At 43.8% G+C, this 25,876-nt stretch carries 28 protein-coding genes and 1 pseudogene; 21 read left to right on the top strand and 8 right to left on the bottom strand.

Features of this window, described 5'->3' with window-relative positions:
- Positions 1-93: 93 nt before the first annotated feature.
- Together BA724_RS00595 and BA724_RS18955 are read right to left on the bottom strand one after the other, a co-directional pair.
- On the bottom strand, positions 94-885 hold the full coding sequence (locus tag BA724_RS00595; protein ID WP_069936755.1) for a serine/threonine protein kinase: 792 nt from the start codon (positions 883-885) through the stop codon (positions 94-96).
- Between the two features lie 292 nt (positions 886-1,177).
- Complete coding sequence (locus BA724_RS18955) at positions 1,178-1,312, bottom strand: hypothetical protein (RefSeq protein WP_281181977.1); 135 nt, start codon at positions 1,310-1,312, stop codon at positions 1,178-1,180.
- Positions 1,313-1,578: 266 nt separating this feature from the next.
- Here BA724_RS18955 and BA724_RS00590 point away from each other — a divergent pair, with 266 nt between their 5' ends.
- Complete coding sequence (locus tag BA724_RS00590; protein ID WP_083255974.1) at positions 1,579-2,784, top strand: Bcr/CflA family multidrug efflux MFS transporter; 1,206 nt, start codon at positions 1,579-1,581, stop codon at positions 2,782-2,784.
- 332 nt (positions 2,785-3,116) lie between these two features.
- Positions 3,117-4,585 (top strand): annotated as a pseudogene (locus tag BA724_RS00585) (flotillin family protein).
- A 112-nt stretch (positions 4,586-4,697) separates the two neighbouring features.
- On the opposite strand, the gene BA724_RS00580 reads toward BA724_RS00585, so the two are convergent.
- Positions 4,698-5,210 (bottom strand): YceI family protein, encoded by a 513-nt coding sequence (locus BA724_RS00580; RefSeq protein WP_069936753.1) that lies wholly within the window; start codon positions 5,208-5,210, stop codon positions 4,698-4,700.
- A 113-nt stretch (positions 5,211-5,323) separates the two neighbouring features.
- Here BA724_RS00580 and BA724_RS00575 point away from each other — a divergent pair, with 113 nt between their 5' ends.
- The 4 genes from BA724_RS00575 to BA724_RS00560 all read left to right on the top strand — a co-directional run bounded on the left by BA724_RS00575 (position 5,324) and on the right by BA724_RS00560 (position 10,318).
- Positions 5,324-5,566 carry a hypothetical protein gene (locus BA724_RS00575; RefSeq protein WP_069936752.1) on the top strand — a complete coding sequence of 81 codons (243 nt, stop codon included), beginning with the start codon at positions 5,324-5,326 and terminating at the stop codon, positions 5,564-5,566.
- A 345-nt stretch (positions 5,567-5,911) separates the two neighbouring features.
- Entirely contained in the window at positions 5,912-7,747 is a 1,836-nt protein-coding gene (locus BA724_RS00570) for an assimilatory sulfite reductase (NADPH) flavoprotein subunit (RefSeq protein ID WP_069936751.1), read from the top strand.
- A gap of 27 nt (positions 7,748-7,774) precedes the next feature.
- On the top strand, positions 7,775-9,502 hold the full coding sequence (gene cysI / locus BA724_RS00565) for an assimilatory sulfite reductase (NADPH) hemoprotein subunit (RefSeq protein WP_069936750.1): 1,728 nt from the start codon (positions 7,775-7,777) through the stop codon (positions 9,500-9,502).
- Between the two features lie 123 nt (positions 9,503-9,625).
- Positions 9,626-10,318, top strand: a complete 693-nt coding sequence (locus BA724_RS00560; RefSeq protein ID WP_069936749.1) for a hypothetical protein — start codon at positions 9,626-9,628, stop codon at positions 10,316-10,318.
- Between the two features lie 108 nt (positions 10,319-10,426).
- On the opposite strand, the gene BA724_RS00555 is transcribed toward BA724_RS00560, so the two are convergent.
- A complete protein-coding gene (locus BA724_RS00555) occupies positions 10,427-10,618 on the bottom strand; it encodes an alpha/beta-type small acid-soluble spore protein (protein WP_069936748.1) in 192 nt (63 codons plus the stop codon).
- A 193-nt stretch (positions 10,619-10,811) separates the two neighbouring features.
- On the opposite strand from BA724_RS00555, the gene BA724_RS00550 reads away from it, so the two are divergent.
- From BA724_RS00550 to BA724_RS19160, 4 genes are all read left to right on the top strand, one after another.
- A complete protein-coding gene (locus BA724_RS00550; RefSeq protein ID WP_069936747.1) occupies positions 10,812-11,192 on the top strand; it encodes a hypothetical protein in 381 nt (126 codons plus the stop codon).
- Positions 11,193-11,581: 389 nt separating this feature from the next.
- Positions 11,582-12,265, top strand: coding sequence for a Na-translocating system protein MpsC family protein (locus BA724_RS00540; RefSeq protein WP_069936745.1), 684 nt, complete (start codon positions 11,582-11,584; stop codon positions 12,263-12,265).
- Positions 12,266-12,368: 103 nt separating this feature from the next.
- A complete protein-coding gene (locus tag BA724_RS00535) occupies positions 12,369-12,917 on the top strand; it encodes an MEDS domain-containing protein (RefSeq protein WP_069936744.1) in 549 nt (182 codons plus the stop codon).
- 168 nt (positions 12,918-13,085) lie between these two features.
- A complete protein-coding gene (locus BA724_RS19160; RefSeq protein ID WP_425388965.1) occupies positions 13,086-13,229 on the top strand; it encodes an EAL-associated domain-containing protein in 144 nt (47 codons plus the stop codon).
- A 17-nt stretch (positions 13,230-13,246) separates the two neighbouring features.
- Here the strand turns inward: BA724_RS19160 and BA724_RS00530 are convergent, their stop codons facing one another.
- A complete protein-coding gene (locus BA724_RS00530) occupies positions 13,247-13,504 on the bottom strand; it encodes an HPr family phosphocarrier protein (RefSeq protein ID WP_069936743.1) in 258 nt (85 codons plus the stop codon).
- A gap of 190 nt (positions 13,505-13,694) precedes the next feature.
- Between BA724_RS00530 and BA724_RS18395 the strand changes: the two genes are divergently transcribed.
- The 8 genes from BA724_RS18395 to BA724_RS00495 all read left to right on the top strand — a co-directional run bounded on the left by BA724_RS18395 (position 13,695) and on the right by BA724_RS00495 (position 19,657).
- On the top strand, positions 13,695-13,850 hold the full coding sequence (locus tag BA724_RS18395) for a hypothetical protein (protein ID WP_169818468.1): 156 nt from the start codon (positions 13,695-13,697) through the stop codon (positions 13,848-13,850).
- A 94-nt stretch (positions 13,851-13,944) separates the two neighbouring features.
- Positions 13,945-14,454, top strand: a complete 510-nt coding sequence (locus tag BA724_RS00525) for a CarD family transcriptional regulator (RefSeq protein ID WP_069936742.1) — start codon at positions 13,945-13,947, stop codon at positions 14,452-14,454.
- A gap of 208 nt (positions 14,455-14,662) precedes the next feature.
- On the top strand, positions 14,663-15,967 hold the full coding sequence (locus BA724_RS18950) for a globin-coupled sensor protein (protein ID WP_069936741.1): 1,305 nt from the start codon (positions 14,663-14,665) through the stop codon (positions 15,965-15,967).
- A gap of 127 nt (positions 15,968-16,094) precedes the next feature.
- Positions 16,095-16,535, top strand: coding sequence for an immunoglobulin-like domain-containing protein (locus BA724_RS00515; protein WP_069936740.1), 441 nt, complete (start codon positions 16,095-16,097; stop codon positions 16,533-16,535).
- A 297-nt stretch (positions 16,536-16,832) separates the two neighbouring features.
- Entirely contained in the window at positions 16,833-17,297 is a 465-nt protein-coding gene (locus tag BA724_RS00510; RefSeq protein ID WP_069936739.1) for a DinB family protein, read from the top strand.
- Between the two features lie 223 nt (positions 17,298-17,520).
- Positions 17,521-18,228, top strand: a complete 708-nt coding sequence (locus tag BA724_RS00505; protein ID WP_069936738.1) for a DUF1287 domain-containing protein — start codon at positions 17,521-17,523, stop codon at positions 18,226-18,228.
- A gap of 15 nt (positions 18,229-18,243) precedes the next feature.
- On the top strand, positions 18,244-18,774 hold the full coding sequence (locus BA724_RS00500) for a GNAT family N-acetyltransferase (RefSeq protein WP_069936737.1): 531 nt from the start codon (positions 18,244-18,246) through the stop codon (positions 18,772-18,774).
- Between the two features lie 55 nt (positions 18,775-18,829).
- Positions 18,830-19,657 carry a metallophosphoesterase gene (locus BA724_RS00495; RefSeq protein ID WP_069936736.1) on the top strand — a complete coding sequence of 276 codons (828 nt, stop codon included), beginning with the start codon at positions 18,830-18,832 and terminating at the stop codon, positions 19,655-19,657.
- A gap of 34 nt (positions 19,658-19,691) precedes the next feature.
- Here the strand turns inward: BA724_RS00495 and BA724_RS00490 are convergent, their stop codons facing one another.
- A complete protein-coding gene (locus BA724_RS00490; protein WP_069936735.1) occupies positions 19,692-20,015 on the bottom strand; it encodes an iron-sulfur cluster biosynthesis family protein in 324 nt (107 codons plus the stop codon).
- Between the two features lie 135 nt (positions 20,016-20,150).
- Here BA724_RS00490 and BA724_RS00485 point away from each other — a divergent pair, with 135 nt between their 5' ends.
- On the top strand, positions 20,151-20,993 hold the full coding sequence (locus BA724_RS00485; RefSeq protein WP_069936734.1) for an STAS domain-containing protein: 843 nt from the start codon (positions 20,151-20,153) through the stop codon (positions 20,991-20,993).
- A 71-nt stretch (positions 20,994-21,064) separates the two neighbouring features.
- Here the strand turns inward: BA724_RS00485 and BA724_RS00480 are convergent, their stop codons facing one another.
- Entirely contained in the window at positions 21,065-21,259 is a 195-nt protein-coding gene (locus BA724_RS00480) for a hypothetical protein (RefSeq protein ID WP_069936733.1), read from the bottom strand.
- 818 nt (positions 21,260-22,077) lie between these two features.
- Here BA724_RS00480 and BA724_RS00470 point away from each other — a divergent pair.
- Together BA724_RS00470 and BA724_RS00465 are read left to right on the top strand one after the other, a co-directional pair.
- Complete coding sequence (locus BA724_RS00470; RefSeq protein WP_069936731.1) at positions 22,078-22,572, top strand: PH domain-containing protein; 495 nt, start codon at positions 22,078-22,080, stop codon at positions 22,570-22,572.
- 1 nt (position 22,573) lies between these two features.
- A complete protein-coding gene (locus BA724_RS00465) occupies positions 22,574-23,956 on the top strand; it encodes a PH domain-containing protein (protein ID WP_069936730.1) in 1,383 nt (460 codons plus the stop codon).
- Positions 23,957-23,993: 37 nt separating this feature from the next.
- On the opposite strand, the gene BA724_RS00460 is transcribed toward BA724_RS00465, so the two are convergent.
- Positions 23,994-25,805: an L-lactate permease gene (locus BA724_RS00460; protein ID WP_069936729.1), complete on the bottom strand. Its 1,812-nt coding sequence runs from the start codon at positions 25,803-25,805 to the stop codon at positions 23,994-23,996.
- Positions 25,806-25,876 lie beyond the last annotated feature (71 nt).

The raw sequence follows: 25,876 nt of genomic DNA, 5'->3' as shown, positions 1-25,876 counted from the left end.
TGATTCGTTAGGGAAAAAAGATACATTTGTTTATAAACATAAAAAAGGAGGTGTCTCAGTTTATTTTGAGACATCTCCTTTAATGTTAGCACATCAATAACCGGATAAAACTCTTTCTGCGTCAATAATAAGTTCAGTAATTGTTTCATATGGCTGATCAAGTTGAAGCAGCCGGCGAATCGTTTGGCGTGCCACCGGGGAAAGAACAAGTTCTTCTTCCCAGCTTTTTTCTTTTTTTGACGCAGGTTCAAACGTGGAATACAAGAGGAACAGCGCAAAATGGCCGAGCGCGAAAAAGTCGCTTCTGACAGACAGCTCCCGAAACAGCGGATGCTCTTTTTTTCCTTTGCGAGGGGAGGAAGGCTTGCTGCCGAGTAACCGGGCCAAGCCGAAATCAATTATATAAATGGATGTGCCGTCCCATAAAATATTCGGGATGCGCAAATCACGATGGACAATGCCTTGCTGATGGAAGTATTGAACCACATTGATGACATCAAGCAAAATCAAAAAGGTTTCTTTTTCGGTGTATACCTTGTTTTTGTTAAAAATCAACTCTTCAAAATTAGGCGCGTCGATGAAGTCCATGACAAGAAACGGAACGCCGTCTTCCTCAAAAGCAGCCACAAACTGAGGGATGGATGGGTGATTGAATTGCTGCAAAAAGCCCGCTTCCTGCAAAAAATATTGGACCTCTTCTGACTTGTGGCGTTTTCGTTTTCGCAGCTGCTTTACGACCACAATACTGCCTGTTTGAAGATCTTTCGCTTTATACGTGAGGCCGTAGCTTCCTTTGCCGATCAAGCTGTTTAGCTTAAAGCGGCCGCGGACCAGGGTATCTGGCTTCAGCGGCCGTTCAAATAGCACGGAGAAAATAGTATCCACTTTCTTTAGCTGCTGTAAGAGCTGTAAGAAGATCCGCGTTTTTTCTTGTAGTAATGATGCCCATGCTTTGATGAGTGATGGGAATGCTTTCTATACCGGTGATCACTGCTGGAATAACGGCGGCCATGAGAAGATTTTTGATTTAGTAATTGTTTAAGGATTTTCTTTAACATAAGATCCCTGCTTTCCTTTTTTTCTTTTTTACGAATCAACATGAAGATTGGTTTCATTTTTATTATCTTTACCATACTGAGGGGAATACAATCTTAGATACTTAACAATATGGATATGCTTAAATAAGTGAAAGAAAACGGGGCAGTCGTCCCGCGTTGACCCGGCGATTCAAATCGAAACGAATAAAGGCAAGACTTTCTTCAATTGTCCTGCCGATAAGGGAATCATTTGCCATTTCATTGTCCGTCGTCATTTTTCTGATCTCCTTCTAAAAAACGATTTAAAAATCCCGTATTTACAGTAAGTAATGTTTTTATAGTCCAATATTATTATAATCAGTCAGTAAATAAGCATCAATAAAATTCCAGAATAATAACTTTAAAAAAGTGCGCCAGAAAAACAAGCTCGATTGCTGGGCGATTTTGATAAAGTCCGCTATACTGGTCATACTGTAAAATGAAAGCAGGCTTTTATATAAATGCCGTCTTTTGTTTTTGGAGATAGAGAGAGGTGTATAGTTTGGATGTAAAACGCAGTACCAAGAGGACGCAAATGGCGATGCTTCTCGGGGCGCTTGGCGCGATGGGACCATTTACAATTGATATGTATTTGCCATCGTTTCCAACGATCGCTAATGACTACGGCACGACGGCATCACTTGTGCAAATCAGTTTGACCGCCTGTTTAATCGGCCTGGCACTTGGACAAATTATTATTGGTCCGATGAGCGATGTAAGGGGACGGAAAAAGCCGCTTACTTTTTTCTTGTTTGTATACTTTATCGCATCCCTTTTATGCGCCTTTGCGCCATCGATTTACTGGTTTATTGCGGCGCGTGTGCTGCAGGGGTTTTCAGCAGCCGGTGGACTTGTCATTTCCCGCGCAGTCGTCCGGGACATGTACAGCGGCCGGGAACTGACAAAGTTTTTCGCCTTGCTTATGCTCGTTAACAATTTAGGCCCGATACTCGCGCCGGTCATCGGCGGCGGTGTGCTCGCTTTTACCGACTGGTCCGGTGTGTTCCTTGTATTAAGTGCGGTAGGCATTATATTAATGCTTGTCGTGACATGGAAATTGGACGAAACGCTGCCGGTCGAAAGTCGTCAGCCGAGCAGTATTATGAATACGTTCCGCAGCTTCAGTTCACTACTGAAAAATCGTGAGTTTATGGGGTATGCGCTGGCACAGGGGATCATGGTCGGCGGCATCTTTGCTTATGTATCCGGAATTCCTTTTGTTTATCAAAATATATATGGAGTGTCGCCGCAAGTATTCAGCTTTTTATTTGGCGTGAACGGAATAGGCATTATGATCAGCACGCAAATAGTGGGCCGGTTTTCGGACAATATTCCGACGGAGCGTTTTTTGCGGATCGGCTTGTTTATGTCTGCCGCTGCCGGGACGGTCTTGCTTGCCATGATTTTGATTCACGGCCCTCTTTACTCGATTGCGATCCCGCTCTTCTTTTTCGTTTCATCCATCGGCATTATCGGAACCTCCGCATTCTCGCTCGCGATGGAAACGCAAGGGCACATTGCGGGCAGCGCCTCAGCATTGCTTGGCTTGCTTCCATTTGCGCTCGGCGCCATGACGGCGCCGCTCGTCGGCATCGCCGGAGAAAACACAGCTGTTCCAATGGGTCTGACGATCTTTGGCGCCAGCATGCTGGCAATGGTCGCGTATTTCGGGCTTGCCCGCAGTGCGAAAAGAAGCACACAACCTTAACCGGTCGTGTGCTTTTTTGTATTTTGAAGTCCCGAAAATAATTGCGCAGCTGTCCGGATTAAAAGGATAATAACGAGAGAAATCCAGCTTAAAGCGGATAGAGGGTTGGCCAAATGTTAGCCATTATTCAAAAGCGAGAATCGGAATACGCAGTCCCCTGAGAGCAAATGCAGAGGCTTTGTTAAAAGAAAATAAATCGATAAAAGAAGCAGCCCAATCAAGAGAGTCCTGCTTTTTTTGAAAAAACTACCTTTTAAATGAAGCTTCCATTCTTGTGATCACGTATCGTTAATTGATCAATATTTTACCATGAAAGGGAGTTGAACTTTATTATGGGAAATGCAGTCATTCTTCTTATTCTTGTTCTTGTTTTTGCCGTAATGGGTGCCGCATTCTGGTATTTTTTCATGAAGGTGCGCTACCGGACAGCGAAATCAAATGAAGCGCTCGTCATTACGGGGCCGAAGCTTGGGGATATTGAAAAAGAAACGAATATTTTTACGGATGATGAAGGGCGTTCGATGAAAATTATCCGCGGCGGCGGATATTGTCTCCGTATGTTCCAGACATCAACACCGGTGAATTTAACATCCTTTCAGCTGAAATTAACGACACCCCGTGTCTACACAAATGGCGGCGTACCGATCGTCGCGGATGCTGTGGCGATGGTGAAAGTAGCAGACACTCTAAAAGGGATTGCCAACTACGCCGAGCAGTTTTTGGGCAAAAAACAGGAGGAAATTGAAGTAGAAATTACAGAAGTTCTTGGAAGCAACCTGCGGGCGATTTTGTCTAAAATGACGGTGGAAGAAATTAATGGCGACCGGGAAGGTTTTAACAAGCAGGTAACCGAAATTGCTCAAAAGCAGCTTGATGAAATGGGCTTTAAAATTACGTCACTTGGGTTGACTGATTTACGCGACTCAGACGCGAAAAACGGCTATCTCGATAACCTGGGGCGCCCGCGGATTGCGGAAGTGCGCAAGCAGGCGGAAATCGCCGAAGCGGACAGCGAACGGGAAACGCGCATTCATAAAGCGAAAACAGATCAGGAAGCGCGTGAAGAAGAATACAAGCGCGAAATCGCCACCGCCGAATCGAAAAAAGCAAAGGACTTAAAAGATGCGGCGATTAAAGAAGAAACAGAACGGGCACGGGCAAAATCCGAGCAGTCCTACGAGCTTGAAAGAGCAAAGCTAGCCAAAGAAGTGAAAGAAGCGGAGCTCATTTTAATCAGCCGTGAAAAAGAAGAGCAGCTTCGGATTCAGCAGCTTGAGCGTGAACGGCTTGTGACACTCGAAGCGGAAGAAACGAAAATCAGGAAAGCAAAAGCGGACGCTGATTTCTATGAAACAACGAAAAGAGCGGAAGCTGAAGCACAAAAAGCCCAAATCGATGGCGCAGCAAAAGCGAGAATTGCTCGTGAAGCGGGTCTTGCTGAAGCGGAAGTTGTCTTGAAAAAAGGGGAAGCGGAAGCAAAAGCCCGCCAGTTGCTTGCGGAAGCGATTGAAGAGCACGGCGACACATCATCACGGAGAAAATTATCGAAATGCTGCCGCTGCTTGCAGAAAAAATCGCCCAGCCGCTGAACAACGTGGATTCCATTAAAGTGATCCAGACCGGCGGCGAATCCGGCATTCCATCGATCAGCAAAGGCGTCACTGATGGCATTCAGGACCCATTGAAAGAATTAACCGGTATTGATGTCGCGAGCCTGCTTAAAGACTTTGCATCAAAAGGAAAAAGCACGGAAGCAGCACAGGCCGAGTCGAAAGCAACGATACACGAAGATAAGGAATAACGAAAAGCCCTTTTTGAAAACAAAAAACAGCTCTCTGCCGAATAATTGGGAAGGGAACTGTTTTTAATCCTCTACATTGATACAACGCTGTAAGCCAAAATTCCTCTGGCTATCATGAATCTTTTTTGAGCTGAATGTTAAGTGTAAAATGAACTTCATCGCTGGTCAGTGCTCCCTGCATATTTTCGCCGTCCGCCAGCCCGTAATCGCTTCGCTTCACAGTGCCGCTTCCTTTAAAGCTGCTTTTCTCATGAGTATCAGAATCTTCTGCTTCGCCTTTAAATGTGGCGTAAAAAGACTCGGTCCGGGTTATGCCATGAAGGGAAAATTCCCCGATCAATTCGTATTGATGTTCCTCATGCTCCAAAATATTGTTAGCGATAAAGCGCATATCTGGAAATTTTTCGACATCAAAGAATTTTTCGCTTACTAAAAAGGCATCCCGGTTTTTGTCGCCTGTATCAATGCTTTTCAGATCAACCATGAAAGCAATGTTCGCCGCGACGAGGTTGCCGGGAACTGACTCTATAACAGCTTCATATGAATGAAAGAGGCCTTTCACTTGATCGGCATCAAATATGATGCTGCTTTGCGAATAGTCTACTGTCCATTTTATTTTATCCATTTCGGTTTCTCCCCTCGTTTTTTCTCCTTTTTATTGTTTCCCCTCATTAGAATGAACAAAACAAAAATCAGCGCTATCTTAAATGGACATACTAGTAAAAAGGGGGTGAGGAGTTGGATAAAGAAACGAATTATCAAGAACTGACGAATATACAGGACCAGCAGACCATTATACCGGAAGAATTTCCAGAAGGGGCTTACGGGGCAGCGACGGGAATAACGACACAGGTAGAAAATAAAAGCACGCCGTGGAAAGAGAATCAGCGAACAGCAAGTGCGTTTACGTATGAATTCAGGCGGCAGCACGAAAATGTGCCGAGGCAATATCCAGGCGCGCATCCTACGCACGATGAATAGATTTTCTAAGCGGGGTGGAACGGCTTGAGCCGGTATAAATAAATTTAGGGCGTTTTTGCTGCTGCTTGGGCGGAAAAAAATAGTATACCGGCCAGCGTAAGGGAAATACCGGCTTAAAAACGAAAAGACCAATCCTATAAGACAAGGTGGTCCTCTTTTTTTAGGGACGGCCTTGTTTTTTATGTATAATTGAGAATGATTCTTATTGAATGTATTTTTAATATAAGTTATCACTAATGATTAATATAAATAAAACCGACTTGACTTGTAGGAATAATAAGTCTACGATAAATGTATTATTATGGCGTTAAAAGAATTTTCCTATATTATGTGAGGTGGATCGTGTTGCAACTTCAAGTAACGAATAGTCCGTTTAATGAGGAGCAGGCAGAGCTCCTGAATCGTCTTCTGCCAACGTTAACCGAATCACAAAAAATATGGTTAGGCGGCTTTTTAGCGGCTGCACCAGCTGCTGTGGTTTCGGCTGCACCGGCACCGGCTGCAGCGGAGACAGCCAATGCAGTTATTCAAGCGCCGGCAGCTCCAGCGGTGTCGAAAGATGTGACCATTTTATACGGCTCTCAAACTGGAAACGCTCAGCGGCTTTCCCAAAAAGCCGGCAAAACGCTTGAATCAAAAGGATTTAATGTCACTGTTTCAGCAATGAGTGACTTTAAGCCGAACAATTTGAAAAAAGTGCAAAATCTGCTGATTGTGGTCAGTACGCACGGAGAAGGCGATCCGCCGGATAATGCGATTACGTTCCATGAGTTCCTTCATGGCAAGCGGGCGCCAAAATTGGATGAACTTCGTTTTTCTGTTCTTTCTCTAGGCGACAGCTCGTATGAATTTTTCTGCCAGACAGGAAAAGAATTTGACCAGCGCCTTGAAGAGCTTGGCGGCGAGCGTATAGTGCCGCGTGTTGATTGTGACCTTGATTTTGACGAACCGGCAGCGGAATGGATTAACAGTGTGGTAAATGGATTATCCGAAGCTTCATCTGCTGCGGCGGCTGCATCAACTCCGGCAGCGGCAAGTGCACCGGCGGCAGCAGAGTTCGAATACTCAAGAACAAATCCGTTTCATGCGGAAGTGCTTGAAAGCATTAATTTAAACGGGCGCGGTTCGAATAAAGAAACACGTCACCTTGAAATTTCACTTGAAGGCTCCGGCCTTGTTTATAAACCGGGCGACAGCCTTGGTATTTATCCGCAAAACGATCCGAAGCTGGTCGATGAATTGATCGCGGCACTCGGCTGGAATCCGGATGAAACGATTACGATTAACAAGCAGGGCGATATTCGTTCGCTGCGTAACGCGCTTTTATCTCATTATGAAATTACCGTGTTAACAAAACCGCTGCTCGAAAAAATCGCCCAATTAACCGGCATCGATGAGCTGCATGAGCTAATCAGCGACAGCGAAAAAGTGAAGGCGTACATTCACGGCCGCGATCTACTTGATGTTGTGCAGCAGTTTGGCCCATTTGGTGTTTCGCCGCAGGCATTCGCGGATGTACTTCGCAAAATGCCAGCGCGTCTTTACTCAATTGCAAGCAGCTTAGAAGCCAATCCGGAAGAAGTGCATATAACAATCGGTGCGGTCCGCTATAATGCAAACGGCCGTGATCGGAACGGCGTTTGCTCGATTCTTTGCGCAGAGCGCTTAGAGCCGGGTGATACATTGCCGGTTTATATTCAGCATAACGACAACTTCAAGCTGCCGGAAAATCCGGAAACACCGGTTATTATGATTGGACCAGGCACAGGTGTTGCGCCGTTCCGTTCGTTCATGCAAGAGCGTGAAGAGTCAGGTGCAGAAGGAAATGCATGGATGTTCTTCGGCGACCAGCATTTTGTCACAGACTTCCTGTACCAAACAGAGTGGCAAAAATGGCTTGAGTCAGGCGTCCTCACAAAAATGGACGTGGCATTCTCTCGCGATAAAGCTGAAAAGGTATACGTCCAGCATCGCATGCAGGAAAACAGCAAAGAATTGTTTGAATGGCTGGAGCAAGGCGCAGCGGTTTACGTATGCGGCGACGAGAAAAACATGGCACACGACGTTCACAATACATTAATTGACATTGTAGAAAAAGAAGGCAGCATGAGCCGCGAACAGGCGGAGCAATATGTAGCCGACATGCAGCAACAAAAACGCTATCAGCGTGACGTATATTAAGTTTTTGATTGAAAGGGGACCAGCACAATGAGCAAAGCGGTGAATGAACTGTTAAAAGCACCCGCCGGCGCACCAAGCGACGTAGAAGAAATTAAAGAGAGAAGCAACTACTTGCGCGGGACACTGGCGGAAGTGATGGAAGACCGGATCTCAGCAGGTATTCCAGATGATGATAACCGTCTTATGAAACACCATGGCAGCTACTTGCAGGATGACCGTGACCTGCGCACAGAGCGCCAAAAGCAAAAATTAGAGCCGGCATACCAATTTATGCTGCGTGTCCGCCTGCCGGGCGGCGTCGCAACACCGTCACAGTGGCTGATGATGGACAGTCTTGCGCATAAATATGGCAACGGCACATTAAAACTAACAACACGTGAAACGTTCCAAATTCACGGTATTTTAAAATGGAACATGAAACAAACAATTCAGGATATCCATTCGACGATGATGGATACGATTGCAGCATGTGGAGACGTAAACCGGAACGTTATGGCTACATCGAATCCATATCAGTCAGAGATTCATACAGAAGTACATGCACTGGCGCAAAAGCTAAGTGATGACCTGCTGCCGAAATCACGTGCTTATCATGAAATTTGGCTTGGAGAAGAAAAGGTAGCCGGCACGCCGGAAACGGAAGAAGTGGAACCAATGTATGGCCCGCTTTACTTGCCGCGTAAGTTTAAAATCGGGATTGCTGTACCACCGTCTAACGATATCGACGTATTCTCGCAGGATCTTGGTTTTATTGCCATCATTGAAAACAACCAGCTGGCTGGCTTTAACGTGACAATCGGCGGTGGCATGGGAATGTCACACGGTGACACGCAAACGTATCCACAGCTTGGAAAAGTGATTGGATTTGTAACACCAGATAAAGTTGTCGACCTGGCGGAAAAAGTCATTACGATTCAGCGTGATTACGGAAACCGCTCAGTTCGTAAATATGCCCGTTTTAAATACACAGTTGACCGTCTTGGTCTTGAAAATGTAAAAGCTGAACTCGAGCGCCGCCTTGGCTGGACGCTTGGAGAAGCACGCGATTTCCATTTTGACCATAACGGCGACCGTTACGGCTGGCAAAAAGGCGTCAAAGGCAAATGGCATTTCACGATGTTTGTCGAAGGCGGCCGGATTGTTGACTATCCTGAATACAAGCTCATGACCGGCATTCGTGAAATCGCGAAAGTTCATAAAGGGGATTTCCGCTTAACGGCGAATCAAAACTTGATCATTGGCAGCGTATCTGCTCAAAGCAAGAAAAAGATTGATGCCCTTATTGATCAATATGGCTTAACAGAAGGTCGCCACCACTCGGCGATCCGCCGCAGCGCGCTTGCGTGTGTAGCGTTTCCGACATGCGGTCTTGCGATGGCAGAAGCAGAACGCTACCTACCGACATTGATGGACAAAATCGATGAGATCATCGATGAAAATGGCCTTCGTAACAAAGAAATTACCATCCGGATGACCGGCTGCCCGAACGGCTGTGCACGCCACGCGTTAGGTGAAATCGGCTTTATCGGCAAAGCAGTCGGCAAATACAACATGTATCTTGGGGCTGCACACGACGGAAGCCGCTTGAGCAAGATGTACCGTGAAAACATCGGGGAAGAGGAAATTTTGAAAGAATTGCGTGTCGTATTGTCACGTTACGCAAACGAGCGGCAGGAAGGCGAACATTTCGGTGATTTCGTCATTCGTGCCGGCATCATCGAAGCGACAACAGACGGAACAAACTTCCATAATTAATGAAGATATAAAAGAGGCAGGAATCCATTCCTGTCTCTTTTTTGTTTATTCTAAAATACTGGCCTCATACATACGGATGGTAAAGCTGAAAAAAATCAGGAAGAAAGGGGAGGGAAAATTGAGATGAAAAAGGTTGTTCAGGTAAAATACGGAAATGTGACAGGAGACGGCGTGACGGATGTTGTGTATCTCACTGCCGTTCAAACGCCTGGCAGCCCTTTTTTACAGCAGATTACACTTGTTATCCAGTGCAGACGGACCTCTCAATCTTTCCGGATTCCGCTCCAGGAAAATGCTGGGTATCACCCTACCATTTTTCTTGGCGATTTCACGGGAGACCGGGTAAAGGACATTTTAATCGTCATTAATACCGGGGGAAGCGGAGGTGCGATTTATGCTTATGTCTTTTCGTTTAGGAACGGGCGTTTTAATCAAATTTTCGAGGCGAATGCATTTAATGAAAAAGGGGAATACGACGTCCGTTATCAAGACCATTACAAGGCAGAGGTCACGAGCAAGCAGCCGGATAAACGGTATATTGTTGATCTCACAACAAAAGGAAAAGACTATTTAAACGAAATTTACAACCCGGACGGCACATTGAAAAAGCCAATTCAAGGCTGGGTATCGCCTCTGTCGGGGTTATATCCGGTTGATTTTGAGCGCGATGGGGTTTATGAGCTGGTCGCTTATCAAAATATTGCCGGGCGCTATAGTGCTGACCGGCTTGGCTATATGGAAAATGTGATGAAATGGAATGGACATACATTTGAATCAGACCGCCAATATGTGTCAATTTTCGGTAAGGAACGTTAAGTGGTTGGAAAAATGAAAAGCGCACCCGAAAATAAAGCGGCAAAAACCATAGTGGTTTCTCGTTTCTACTTTATAGGGTGCGCGTTTTAAACGATTGGGAAAAATGGATTAACGGCCAAGCTCCTGCTGGGCTAAGCGGACTAACCGTTTCGTCATTTCGCCGCCGGTTGAACCGTTTGCCCGTGAATTGGTATCTGCACCGAGTGTGACGCCGAATTCGCTGGCAATTTCGTATTTAAACTGTTCCAAAGCCTGTTCTGCACCAGGCACAAGAAGCTGCTGTCGGTTGTTGGATGCCATGTTATCTCACCACCTTTTTTTTGTTTGTTCATACTATTGGTTTTAAGCTGTGTAAACATGCAGAAAAATCAGTAGCAAATGATATCGGTTTTGGAAAGATTGCACTGGATAGGACAATGAAAACGGGATGTTTTGAAGGGTTGCATTAAGGGTAAAATCCAAAAGCAGATCATTAATCAAAGGAGCGATTTTTATGCATCATGCTTACCCAAAAGTGGGCGATTCCATTCAAGCGTTTATAAATGTGTGCGGCCAGCCATCCACTGAGTCAACGAACGATATGATTTTGTTTGAAATCCCCGGTATTAACGCCAAATTAACGTGCTGGATTGACGAAGAAAAGAACGTACATAAGCTTTCAAGCTCAATGCCAATAGGCGCACAGGCAGCTGTGGAGCTGGCCAAGCGTTTTTTGCCAGCTGATGCCGTACCTGCTGAAGCCCACCTTGACACAGACTCAGCCAAGTTAAACGCAACGGTTCAAACGTATGAACTTGAACAGAACGGACAAAAAAAACAAGCGGTCATTACCGCCGATGAAACAGGCGCCTTTACCATTTCTATTTCAGACTAAACGCTTCGGGCTGCAGATGCCCGAAGCGTTTTCTTTTGTACATAAAAGAATATTCGCTATGATAAGAAAAAAGGAGACTGCGAAATGAAAACAATAGCTGATGCGGTTTAAGCGAGCTGCAGATATGCTGAAGACTTTCTTTCCATCTGAAGCGTCTTTTACTAATTCGACATTCATTGCCCGATTAAACGGACTTTTGAAGGGATTTGGTACACTTCAACATATTCATCAAGAAATAAAATTATGGAATATACCCGGATCTTCCAAGCATATACTACTTGATATGATGCAAAGATCCGTTGGTGAAACGAGAAATAACGCTGTTCGCCTGACCTCGGAAAAGGTAGAATGAACAAGACGGCTATTTTACCTCAAGGACGGGAATGGACATGGACAAATTAAAAGTACAAAAAGAATTGGGAAGTTTTGTGGGGCGTCTTCTCCGGGAGCAATTTGGAAGAGGACCGGAGACGATATTTGCGACAATATCGGGTTCTGTGGTCACTATTTATTTCACGAAATTTTTATCTCCATTAGAAAAAACACTTTTGCAAAAAGAGGAAAGTTTATATGTGCAGAAAACGAGAGATCTGCTGATGGAGACATTGATTGATGAAATAAGTGAACACATTCATCTCAGCGCAGGCATTCAAGTAAATGAATTTTATTATGATTGGAATTTAGAAAAACAATCAGGGATGTTTGTTGCGATTGGGAATGAAGCAATGGGGCGTGAGTCTTATCCAGCTCAATCTGAAGTGGAAAAAGAAGTGAAACGGCTTACCAAAGAAGCGGAAAAGCAGCCAGACGTGGTTTTTTCTTCTTTGATTAATAATCGGACGATTCTTATAATCAGGGAAGGTCTTTTAATTAACATTGAAAAAGAATTAAATCGGCTTGGCTTTCAAGAAACGTTAAAATTAGCGAAACGTAATCTAGAGCGCCGGCTTATTGAAGAGCATAAATCAGCTTTTGAAAAACAATTAAACGCCCAGCTTATCGATTTTTTCGTTGACTGGAATTTTGATCGAGATAAAAGTACAATTTTATTCATCTTAAAACCAAAAGAATAGCGGCAGCAATAAGCCAGGCACGGAACTGGATATAAGCCAAAAAGAAAAGGCGGACGGCCTTTCTTTTTGGCTTTTTTATTTTTAGTATAAAGGGGTTTTGGATATGGGAAAAAACATAATAGACGTAACGAAAAAACTTGTGGAAGCATCGGGTCATATCGCCTACTGCTTTCATGATTTGGATACATATGTTACAAACGCAGCTGCGTACATCACAGCAGGTGTAGAGAAGGGTGAGCATGTTTTGGTCGTGGAAAACAATAAAATCATACCGATGATTCATAAAAAATTGTGCCCAGTGTTAACCGATGAGCAGAGGCCATTGGTTCTTATGGAAGACAATTTTACATTTTATTTCTTGCATAAAACGTTTAATCCAGTTCGTATATATGACCACTTCGCCAAATCGACAGCGCCTTATTTAAAAGATGGAAATAACAGCGTCCGCACATGGGGGCATATAGAGTGGGCAACAGCCCAAAACGTAGAGGCAGTCGGTCAATATGAAAAAGAATTAAATCGCCAATTTCCCAATCATTCGATTACAGCCGTCTGTGCCTACGATGAGAGACAGGTAACACACAAATTAAAGTCCGTGCTGGCTGAAACACATGAATATATAATGAGCGATCATGACTGGGAGAGAAACTAATACGTGTCAGTTTTTGTTATATAAAATAAAAATTTTTCTCTAAATGTGCGGAAAACGGTGTATAGATGACAAAGGCAATCAAAAAACGGCGAATTATACGATGGCCGATGGAAGCTGGAAAAAAAAGCGGGATTTAAGGGAAAAAACTAGAGCTGACGGCCATATTTCCTGCATAACATCGCCAAAATGAAGACCGATAAAAAGAGCATTTTATCTGAGGTATACCAGGATTTAGAGACAAACGTGCGCATCCGTACATTTTCGTACCCAATTCAGAGCAGCTATTTGTTTCTTGACTTAAGGATTGATTAAAAAAACACGCACTGCCATTAAGCAGAGCGTGTTTTTTTTGATTCCATTGCCGCGCCGATCGCTTTAATGGCTTCGTATTCATCGATGCCTTTTGCTGTTAATGTCATTTCACCCTTTATGGAGCCGAGCGAAAGGACACCCATGATCGACTTTACATTGACTTTGCGATTCTGATATTCAAGATGGATATCAGATACATATTGGCTGGCCAAATGAACGAGCAGTGTGGCGTTTTCCGGCATGAAGCCGCTTATATAAACAGTTTTAACAAACATGGTCTCAAACCTTTCATTTTAAAATGACTGTATTCATTATACCCAGTCCTGTAAAAAAAAGTACTTGTTTGAACGGTTCATTATCATGATTTTTATGAGATGGTGAAGAAAGACGGTAGCCGATATCGAAAGTGGGCTAAGAATCCTATCGAACATCCACTTCCTTCAATTGACCAAGGAAAGCGTTTGGTTGATTGTACTACGGATTTCATGGGATAAAGTGAAGGCTACTATTAGTGACAAAAAATGTGATGTGATCGACCATGGTATGGAAGCAGCCCACACGATGCTTGAGCCAAACGCTGTATTAGGAGAGGGCTGCTTAATAAAAAGCAGTCTTTTTTGAAATAAAATATATTGACATTTAAAATAAAAAAATGGTATCATAATAAATTTGAATAAAATAGCATGGTATGCTATCCTTAAAAAAGAAACAATCCATGGAGGTGGATCATTTGTTTGAGATAGGTGACAAGATTGTATATCCGATGCATGGAGCAGGCGTAATCAAAGCCATTGAAGAAAAAGAGATCCAAGGGAAAACGCAGCAATACTTTATTATGGTTTTTCCAGTGAGAAAATTACAGCTGATGCTTCCGATAGCAAAAATGGATGACTCAGGGATGCGGCTCGTATTGAATATGACCGCGATTGAGAAAGTAATGGACATGTTTCGCCAGGGAGAAATCGATCGGTCATTGACGTACAAACAAAGATACAAGATCAACACCGACAAAATGAAAACAGGCAAAACACAAGATGGAGCGGAAGTCATCCGTGATTTGATGCTCGTCAAAAAAGAAAAAGCACTAAATTCCAATGAAAAAATGATGCTTCGGGAAGCGATGCAATTTCTCATCAGCGAGCTTGAACTAAGCAACAGTATGACAGAAATGCAAGCGGCTGACTTATTAAATGACCGACTCAACGTAGAAAAAGATGCTGGTTAACTATACGATGAAGAAAAAAGAAGCTGAGAAGCTTTTTTTTTATTTGAAATAAAACAGAAAAGACAAAAAGAATAAGCCGGAAATCATTTCTTCCCGAAAGAATAACCGCCAAAAGACTTAATTGAAAGAACATTGGTAGTTGCAATGGCCTATTCCAAGCCTCCATAATAAAGAAAGAGTACATCTTATAGAATGTGGAGGATCACCTATGTTTCCTTTCCTTAAAGATAAAAGCGAAAAAGGCTATAAAGCCGCTATACAATTTCCCGAAAAAACCGCCATTGCCGTTTCCGCAGATGACAGCTTAACGCCGCGCCTTTACTATATGGGCTATACGCAGGAACAGATGGACCTGCTAAAAAAAATGGCACCGGTCATGAACGAAATTTTGGATGATGTGCTTGAAAACGTGCTGGATCATTTAATAAAAAGTCCTGAAATGGCACGAATTGCACAGGATCATTCGAGTAGAGAGCGATTGAAAAAAGTGTTTGCCGATTACTTCAGCAGCCTTCTGACAGGGAAAATGGATGAATCGTTTTTACAAATGCGCAAGAGAATGGGACAGACCCACAGCCGATACTCTGTCCCGGTTACCTGGTTTGTTGCATCCTACTCTGCTTTTAATACATTGATTATTCCAAAAATTATTGAGCATTTTCAAAGCGATCCTGAACAGCTGGCAAAAGCCATTCAAGCGATTACGCATGCAATGAATTTGGACGCACAAATGGTGATTGATCAATACATGAATGTCCGGGTTCAGGAAGCGGAACAGGCAAATGAAGTGAAAAATACGCTGCAGCAGGAAATCGTCTCCGTGAGCCAGGAAGTTGCTGCATCCGTTGAGCAGACAGAAGCGGCTATTTCAGACACAAGTTCAAGAGCATCGCAAATTTTGCAGGAAACCGGTCAAACGGAAAAAAGCAGTAAAAACCTGGTCGGTTTAACGGCCCAAAATGAAGAACAAATGGAAGACATGGAAGGGCAGTTTAAACAATCGATCCAAAAAGTCAGCGCTTCTTTATCGGGAATTAGTGAATTAAAACAGACCTCAGAGGAAATTATCAGCATTACAAAAGGCATTGAAGACATCGCAGACCAGACGAATTTGCTTGCGTTGAATGCATCGATTGAAGCGGCGCGCGCCGGAGAGCACGGCAAAGGGTTCTCTGTCGTTGCCAGTGAAGTACGGAAACTTGCCGAAAATTCCAAAGTAATGAGCAACAGCATCAATACGTTAATCGGGCAAAATAATGCAAACATTGCGCAGCTTGTCGGCCAAATGGAAGAAGTAAATCAGTCGAATGAGCAGTCTCAAATGAAACTGCAGCAAGTGAAAAACGGTCTTTCTACCGTCAAAATGGAAATGGAAAACTATGTGACGATGTTCGGACGAAACAAGGAAGACCTTGATCAAATCGTTCTGTCCATTCAGGAAATCAGCCAAACAACAGAAGGGCTATCGAAATTGACAACGAATCTGCTCGAAAAAGCTGAACAAACAATGTAATTTATAAAAGAGTGTTGCAGAAGTCCATAAGCTGATTTTTGCACACTCTTTTTGTAAAGGAAGTGGTTCATTGATTAGTAGGAAAAATAAAATTATAATGTGGATAAATGTAAGTGAGGGCAGTGAGATGAAAAAACAGGCTTTGTTTTTCTTTCTTGCTTTATGCTTTGGTCTCACCGCATGCAAAGAAAATGCAGATCAACAGCTTGAAGAAGCCGAAACACAGTCGCTTCCATCTGAACAAAATGGCGTGTCGATGGAAGCGGGGCAGAAAATGTACGCGCCGGATGCAGAAAAAATGACTATTTTAATTGAAAACAAAAGTGAACAAGAAGTCGTATATGGCAAACACTTCACGATGGAAAAAAAAGTGGGCGGCGTTTGGCGAATGGTTCCGTTTAAAGATGGGGCTGCATTTGTTGAAATCGCTCTTTTTATTTCTCCAGGGGAAATGGAGACAGAAGCCATCCCGCTTTATTTGTTTCACCCGCCTTTGTCAGAAGGAACGTACCGGATTGTTAAAAAAATTGGCGGACAGTCTTTAGCGGCAGACTTCATCATTGAATAAACAAAAAGAATGGGACAAAGGAGTAAAAATGAGAACAGCTGAAAACATTGTACTGATTGGGCTGCTCGTCGCGGCGGCTCTGTTTTTTTAGTATTACTGACATTGGGATTCAAACGGGCGTTGTTTTTACAGCAGCATTTGTACTGCCATGGATCTCATTATACTGGCAGGTCCGGCTTATGAAAGCAGTAGAGAAAGGAAGATCTTAACATGACGATAAAGGATATGAAAAAGCGGACAATGCGTTTCGAATTATGAGAAACAGATAATACAATGAGCAAAAAAGGGGGACTCGCAGTGGATCATTTTTTATTCAATCAATTAGCGTTTATCCGCAGTCAGACACTAAAAGGGGTGCAGGGAATTGCCGAAGAAGCATCACTCGTCGTACCGGATCGATTCAACAACAATATAAAGTGGAACCTCGGCCACATTTATCTTATACAAGAGCGATTTGCGTTTTACTTTACTGGAGGGGAAATGATGATGCCTGTTTCGTTTCATGACTGGTTTGGCCGCGGGACAAAACCGGCGGACTGGCAGGGTGATCTGCCAAAAACAGATGAATTGCGGGCCCTTTTGGAGCAGCAGACGGAACGGATTAAACGGGAAGTCGGGCACCGTTTAGAAGAAAAAGTGATCGAGCCAATGACGACATCAACGGGTTTGACCCTTTCCACCGTTGAAGAAATGCTGACATACAGCCTGTATCATGAAGGGCTTCATACGGAAATAATCAAGTCCATTAAGCGGTTTTTATAAAGCTAAAAAGCGGGTTTCCAATGCGAAGCCTGCTTTTTTGCATCTGAAACATTCTACTAAATGGACGGAACGAAAAAAACAGCTGAAACCATAAAGAATCTCTTTCTTATTTTGGTTTTAATTCCATTATTTGTTTGATATTATTATAGCATGAATTTTTTATCGGTATGAAATTCAGCGTAATAGGGCTGATGACTTTTCACATAAAAGCAAAGGGGAAAACATGAAAAGAAAAGTGCTTTTCTTCATTCCTGTCTTCATAATGGGCGGGCTGGCGTTTGTTTTTTTCTTCCGCGGAGGGATGCTGCCGGATATGCTTGGACTTCATCTGGAGCAGCCGTTCACTGAAAAAGTAGAGGTGGAAGAGATGTACTCTCGTGCTGACCGGAACCAAAATGGTGTACCCGATCCACTTGATATTGTAAACGCCGCGCGCTTGGAAGTGGAGAGCCGGACGATGTATCGCAGTGCGTATTATGAAGGCGGGTATCCGCCGGAAGGAGAAGGCGTTTGTACAGATGTAATCTGGCGGGGAATGGCTGGAGCAGGGGTGGCGTTAAAAGAGCAGATGGATAAAGATATTTTGCAAGCTCCTTTTTTATACCCGCGGGTGGAAGACAATCGTGATCCAAACATTGACTTCAGAAGAGTGCCGAATCAGCTGGTTTTCTTCGAGCGTACAGCAGAAGCTTTGACAACGGAACTCGTTCCCGGGGATCCAGGCAATTTGGCAGAGTGGCAGCCGGGAGATGTGGTCTTTTACTTAGATGGAACCGATCATGCCGGAATTATTTCGGATAAAAGAACAAAAGACGGGACTCCCTATCTCATCCACAATACACCGCCTTTTGCATCCGAGATTAAACTTTCATCCTACAAAATGCCAATTACCGGTCATTATCGATTGAAATACGAAACAGGCGATTCATAAGGAAGGAGTATTTGTATGATTCAGCTTGCTTATTTTACCCGCAATGATTTTATCCAGTTAATGAACTGGATTCCTTCCGAGGCCTTTATGGTGCAGTGGGCCGGTACCGGATTTACATTCCCGCTGCACACTCATCAGCTGGAACAGTACATAAAAGAAGCGAACCATCCGGCGTCAGACACTTTTGTGTATAAAGCGATCCATACAGAAACCGGGCGTGTCGTCGGACATGTTTCATTAAAAGTTGATCGGCGTAATGAGTCGGCGCGGATCGGGAAAATGCTCGTTGGAGATGAATCGATGCGCGGACTGGGAATTGGTTATCATGTCATAGAAGCGGTGACGGCTCTGGCCTTTCATGCATTCAAACTGCATCGTGTCAGCCTTGGTGTATTTGACTTTAACGATGCGGCCATTGCCTGCTATGAAAAAGCGGGGTTTAAAAAAGAAGGGCTGCTCCGTGACGCTCGAAAAGCCGGGAAGGAGTATTGGAGCCTGTGGGAAATGAGTTTGCTTGAAGAAGAATGGAAAAAGCGTTCGCAATGAAACCGATCTTTCGTTAACGTACATGACGTTCAGGGTGAAAGGGTGATCAAACGAGGTGAAAGCATTACGCAAAAAACGATTCTTTATTTTTCTTCTTTTCTTTATTCTGCTCATCCCGTTTTCATATATTCAAAACAATGTATTGACTGTAACAGACATTCCAGTCGAATCACAAAACATTCCGGCGGGTTTTGACGGGTATCGGATTGTCCAGCTGTCGGATCTCCATAGCAAGTCATTTGGCGATCAACAACAGGTGCTGGCAGAAAAAGTAAAGGCGCAGCGTCCGGATGTTCTTTTTTTCACAGGAGACTTAATTGACCTTCGGCGGGGAGACGAGGAAAATGGTTATACACTGATGGAAGAAATGATGAAAATCGCCCCCGTTTATTTTGTGACAGGCAACCATGAATGGCAGGTGTTTGAAGAAAAAGAAAAACGGCTGAGGGAAATGGGGGTGAATGTGCTGCGAAATGAAAGTGTGACGCTTCAGCATGAAGGTGACACCATCAATTTGATCGGCATTGATGATCCACTCATAACTGAAACAGCAGAAGCGCTCCAGACAGCATGGAAGACGATGGAGAGTACAGAGCAATACACCATTTTGCTTTCACATCGCCCTGAATTATTTTCCCTTTATGCAGATGCCAATATGGATTTAACGTTTACCGGCCACGCACATGGGGGGCAAATCCGTATTCCATTCGTTGGCGGATTATTTGCGCCGGGACAGGGGTTTTTCCCGGACTATACAGCTGGCGCCCACACAATAGATTCCTCAACAATGATCGTCAACCGCGGCCTTGGCAACAGTATGGCGCCACAGCGCATTTTTAATCGGCCGGAAATTGTTGTCACCCAGTTAAAATCAACGCAGTAAAAAAGCGGTCTGCTTAAGAAGCAGCCGCTCTATCTTATTTATTCCGAAACGCCATGCGTCCATTCAAGATTTGGTTTGGGCTTTTTAACTGAAACATACCCGCTTCCTGTGAATAGTCAATTTTCACTTCTTCGTCGTAAAAAACCATTTTCGGTTTTTCCACTAAGATTGGCATTTCATTTGTTTCAAGCAGCACATCGTGATCAGCATCCGCCTCGTTGACATACCAAAGTGTCGGAATGCCATTGAGCACACAGCCATTTCCTTCTGTATCCCACTTTAGTTTAAGAATGCCGTTTTCACGGTTTTTTAACGCATGTATTTTTTCGGCTGCTGCCGGTGTAATGGTAATGTCCATCATGCATCCGTCCTTTTTCTTTTCAGTATAGCATACGACATGTCAGCCGTCTTTTTTGGTTATTTGATTAACGTTCACTTTTAAGGGGGAAGTGGTATAATAAGGAAAGAGGCGATGGTATTGAGGGGTGAGGGAATGGATCGAAAAGACCGGGCACTTTATGAAGAAATCAACGCGAAAGCAGCTGAAATAAGCAAAAAATGGTTTGATACACGACAAAAAATGGACGGGTCTGTTTACGCAAAAAATGTGGACTTAGCTATTGAAAAAAAGCTAAGGGAGCAGCACCTTTTTACCATCGAGACAATTGGGAGCGGATTTCTGGCTGATCAAGATCTGTTTGATCAAAATTTACATCAGTGGACGGAAATTGTGGTCAGAAGCAGGCTTGAGTGGGATACACCGATCTATGAAGTCATTGCAGCTATTAATAAAACGAGAAACCTCATATGGGAATTTATCACACAGTACAGCCTTGTTCATGAAGAAATTGATAAAAAGGATGTATTACGCTGGAGCGCTATTTATCATCCGATTTTGGATACGCTTATCAGCGAATTCTCCACACAGTATTACCGGCTGACACGCAGTCGGCTAAGAGGGCAGGAAAAGCTGATTGAGGAAATAGACTCGCCGATTATTCCTGTGTCAAAAGGCATCGCTGTACTTCCGTTAATTGGTATTATGGATGAAAGAAGGGCAGCCTCTTTGTTCGAATCCGTTCCGGTGAAATGCACGCAAAAAAAAGTAACACACCTCGTGATGGATCTTTCTGGCATGAACAACATTGACACTTTTGGAGCCAATCAGCTGTTTCAATTAACACAATCACTTCGGCTGCTTGGTGTTCAAGCGGTGCTGTCAGGCATCCGCCCGGAAATAGCTCAAACAGCGATTCATTTAGGCTTAAACTTCAGTCAAATAAAAACATTTCATGGCCTGCCCCAGGCGCTTGCGCATCTGGGATTTGGAAAATAAATGAGACAGATTATTATGGATTAAAGGTTATAAAGCCCGAATCACGTAATGATCCGGGCTTTTTGTATTCATTATTGCGTTTCTTCTTCCGTTTCAGTATCTTCTGTCTCTGTTTCTTCCATTTCAGTATCTTCTGTTTCTGTTTCTTCTATGTCTGTGCCGGTATCTGTTTCTTCTTCTTCAGCCCCACAGCCTGCTAAAACACCAAGTGCCAAAAATGCCGCTGCGCCGCCCGTGACCAACTTTTTCTTCAAAATAGAATCCATACCGAAACCCTCCTCAGAAAATGTAAGATGAAAAGCACTATTCCATTTCCCGAATATAAAACGAATAAACTGATTCCCTCTATCTTTACATATTCTTTACATTACATTAAAAATAAACAAAAAAGGGGGCGTTCCGGATGGGCATTCGGAACGCCAAACAATGCACAATGAATCGGTGGGGTAAAGCTAAAATGATAATGATTATCATTACCGGTTACAAGTATTATCTTAACCGGGATTTCCATTTTTGTCAACAACTAATTGAAAATGATTTTCAAGTAACAGCAGTCCCTCGATTTTTCAAATAATTTCATCTGTTTTTACCTGTTGAGAGAAAAAATTTAGATGGAAAAAGATTTGACTATATAAGTTGAATTAAACTTCTTGCTTTCTCCGATTCCTATCATGAAAGGATACCTTTTTAAAAAGCAGGGTAATGGGCTGCAGGCTGGCGGCTGGGCTAACAACAGGGGCGAACGCTGAACACCGCTTCGCGCTGCCCGCTACAGCCTGTCCGCTCGTCCCGCGGGAGTCTCCGCCGCCAGCCCTCCGCCCGTTGGTTTTTAGTAAATCAGCGAGTATGAATAGATACATATGACCCATTCTTTTCTCAACGGTTAAGTGTAAATTCTTTTCTCAACGGTTAAGTGTAAATTCTTTTGTTCAACTTATATAAAAAAGCAACACTGAATTTGTTAAATCGGGCAGAGCAGTTGAAAGAGGAATGACTGAATAGAAATTAACATAGATAGAGATATTAATTGAAACAAAACCCCACTTCATTCGTATAGAAGAGGAATGAATGGAGTGGGTGAACGATGAGAACGGAAATAGAAGAGCCGGCACAGCACATCTCGCCGCAAGCTGCTCGCATGTGGCGGGTGAGCCGGACGATTGGACATGGAATTACCTTGCTTGTTTTGGCCGTATTGATCGGAATGGACAGCTTTTTTAGCTGGTGGAGCTGGCTTGGCTGGGCGCTGTACGGCCTAACTGCTCTGACGGTGTTATCGGCTGTTTATTCGATTGGGATAGAACCGGCTATATTACAGCGCACGTGGCGTTACAGCGTAAGCGAAGAGTATATACAGCTGAAGCACGGAGCGCTGACACATGTTCGTGTGCTGGTCCCGATGACAAAAGTAGAATATGTGACGACCAATCAAGGACCGATTATGCGAAAGTACGGATTATTTAATATTCAAATTGGAACGATGGCTTCAACCCATAACATACCGGCGATTTCTGAAAAAGAAGCGTTTGAACTGAGAGAGCAAATTGCCAGGCTCGCGCAAGTAAAGGACGGGGAATAAGATGAAAAAGCGCCTTCACCCCGTCCGGGTTCTTTTTTCAATCATTCACCTGTTGAAAAATTTATTTTTTCCTGCCATCTTTTTATTTGTTATTCATTCGGCTTCTGAAGCGAAGTGGGTCATTTGGGGACGATATGGTTTTTTCGCTTTTATTCTCATCAGTATGATTGGAGCAGTTTTAACGTGGTGGACGTTCCGGTATGAGTTTCGAGAGCAGACGCTGCATGTGCACAATGGTATTTTTGTAAAGTCGGAACGGCACGTACCGCTTGAACGTATTCAAAATGCTCACCGGCACACATCCTTTTTTTACAAGCTGTTCCGCATGACCTCTCTATCGCTTGAAACAGGCGGCGACGAAGCATCTGTAAAGCTTGACATGATCCTGTTAAAAGAAGCAGACCGCATTGAAGGGATGCTGAAAGGAGAAATAGAACAGGATATACGAAGGATTCACTTTAAGGTGACAAACCGCGAGCTTTTCAAAGCATCATTTACTTCATTAAGTTTTTTTACGATTATTCCGATTCTCGCTTCCGTTTATTTCACAATGGATGACTTCTTTAAACTGGGTGGATTGACACGCGAAGTGGCTGATTATGTAATGGCGGCGCTTTGGCTGCTCATTCCGATTATTTTCGCTCTTTTTATATTCGGTGCAGCTGCTGGCATCATTACGACATATTTGCGTTATGGAAACTTCGGAATTATGTCGGATGATGAACGGATTTATTTGAAAAAAGGTGTATTAAATGAAACGCTTTTTACGATAACAAAAGAAAAAGTACAGGCGGTGAAATGGAAGCAATCGCTGTTAAAACAGTGGTTTGGGCTGGTTGAGGTTGAGTTGATCAGCGCCGGAAACGTAGGAGAAGAAGAGCTTGGAACAAATTCATTGTTTCCATTTTTACCGGTGAAGGAAGCAGCACGTATCGTGGAAGAACTGCTTCCAGAATACAAAATAAAAATGGAAATGGAACAGCTTCCACGCAATGCGCTCTGGATTAAGCTCATGCGGCCAAGTTATCTATGGATTATTACTACAATTATACTGCTTTGGTGGCAGCCGGTTTATTGGTACGCTTCGCCGATCCTGCTTATGCTGCTGTTGTTTGGCAGATGGCTTGAATTTAAGCGGGCGCGTTATTTGATCAATGGTTCCTTTTTGCAAATAAAATCTGGGATTTTCTCAACAGAACTGCTGGTCACAAATCGTGAGAAAATACAGGAAATCGATGTGAAAGAAGGGTTGCTGCAGCAAAAGTGGAATTTGTCGACGATCCGTATTGCCAACCGGGCAAAACCCGTCCATTATGCTGCCATGATGGATGTACCGGTTTCTGTGGCAGGCGCATTTTATGATTGGTATGCAAAGCGTGAATGAAAAATCCGCCCTGGCTCAAAAGACCGGGGCGGATTTTTTAGCGAAGAACGGCCGTTGTTAAGCCATTTTTCGCTGTCATTAAACGGGCAAGATAAGCGATCACAATGACCGCATAAATAATCAGCCATACATTGATTGTTCCGTGAATAAGTGCCATGCCGAGGAAGCCGGCTGCGAGCAAATAGTAGGTCAGCGGCAATAAAACTCGTCTGATCAGTGCACCTTCTTTGCCGACCAGTCCAACAGTCGCAGACGCCGCAACGACGTTATGGACGCAGACCATATTGCCAGCTGCACCACCGACTGCCTGAAGCGCAACCACAAAACCCGATTGCTGCACATCAAGACCAATATTACCAGCTGCTCCAAATTGGAAAAGAGAGAACATCATATTGCTGAATGTGTTGCTTCCAGCAATAAATGCGCCAAGTGCACCAACAGCCGGCGCTACAATCGGCCAAAAGTCACCGGCAACGACAGATACACTTTCTGCGAGCACAAGCGGCATATTTTGGCCGGCAAGTGCTTCCGTAGCAGCAGACACTTTGTCTGATGCTAAAGACGTATTTAAGAAAATCTTAATCATCGGTACGGCAAAAATAAGGGCCAGTCCGGCAGAAGCAGCTGTTTTAAGCGAACTTTTCCATGCGTTTGTATAAGTGGCTGGCTTCATGCGGTGCAGGAAAAATGTTAAAACCGAAACAACAATAAAAATAAAGCCTGGTAAGAAAAGTGGCGTTGAGGTGGTTGTAATCCCGGACCCAAACGTATTCTCAAACACAAGTGCAGGCGCTTTCAATAAAGAAGTAAACGGTTCGATTATACGAGAGGCAACAAGCAATCCCGCGACAAGAACATACGGGAGCCACGACATGGCCATTGAAATCGTGCGCTGTGATCCTTCTTCTTTTTCGGGTTCATGGTTGAGTGCCCCAAACCAGTCTTCTTCCCATTTGCTGCGCGGCGGAAAATCGAATAGGTCATCAGATGCCGGCATAAACAGCCCTTTTCGAGCGGCTGGAACCACAATAAGCATCGCAATCAAAGCGCCGAGTAATGACGGAAATTCCGGTCCCAGCAAAAGACCGATAAAATAATAAGGAACCGTAAATGCAATACCTGCAAACAAAGCGAATTTCCATACTTTCAGGCCTTCACGGAACGATTTATTCGGACCGAAAAAGCGTGTAAGCATAACAACAACGAATAAGGGAATGAGGACCCCAATAACAGCATGAAGAAGCGCAACGTTTGTTGTGATTTGAAGCAAATAATCAGCATAGTTCATTCCTGCTCCTTCCAGAGATGAAAGAACAAGCGGCTGATCCGTCAATCCTGTATTAACACCAATTTGAATGGGTGTTCCAACTGCACCAAATGAAACGGGTGTACTTTGAATGATCAAAGCTGCCATAACAGCGGCCATCGCCGGGAATCCTATAGCAACAAGAAGCGGTGCGGCAACAGCAGCTGGTGTCCCGTATCCAGCGGCGCCTTCAATAAATGCGCCGAACAGCCAGGCGATAATAATTGCCTGAATGCGGCGATCTGGTGAAATGCTGGTGAAACCGCGGCGAATCGTATTAATGGCACCGCTTTCTTTTACGGTATTTAAAAGCAGTACAGCACCAAATACGATAAAAATAACTTCAAGTGCTGTAATAAGTCCATTAAATGCAGCACCGGCGACAATACTGCCATCTGTTCCCCAAACGAACATAGCGATAAGCGCTGTGACAACAAGTGCAATTGGCATGGCACGCGATGCTGGCCAATTTAAAAAGACGAGAAAAATTAAAATCGTAATAATAGGCACAATGGCAATCAATGACAATGTTAATAGATTCATAGTTGTGAACGTCCCTCCCAGAGTAAGCGATTTCAAAAAAATGGGTTGGTCATCAGATGACCTGTTTTGAT

This window comes from Domibacillus iocasae (genome assembly GCF_001750285.1).
Taxonomy (GTDB): Bacteria; Bacillota; Bacilli; order Bacillales; family Domibacillaceae; genus Domibacillus; species Domibacillus iocasae.
The sequence above is the reverse complement of the archived record's forward strand: the minus strand, read 5'-3'. Positions and strand labels throughout refer to the sequence as shown.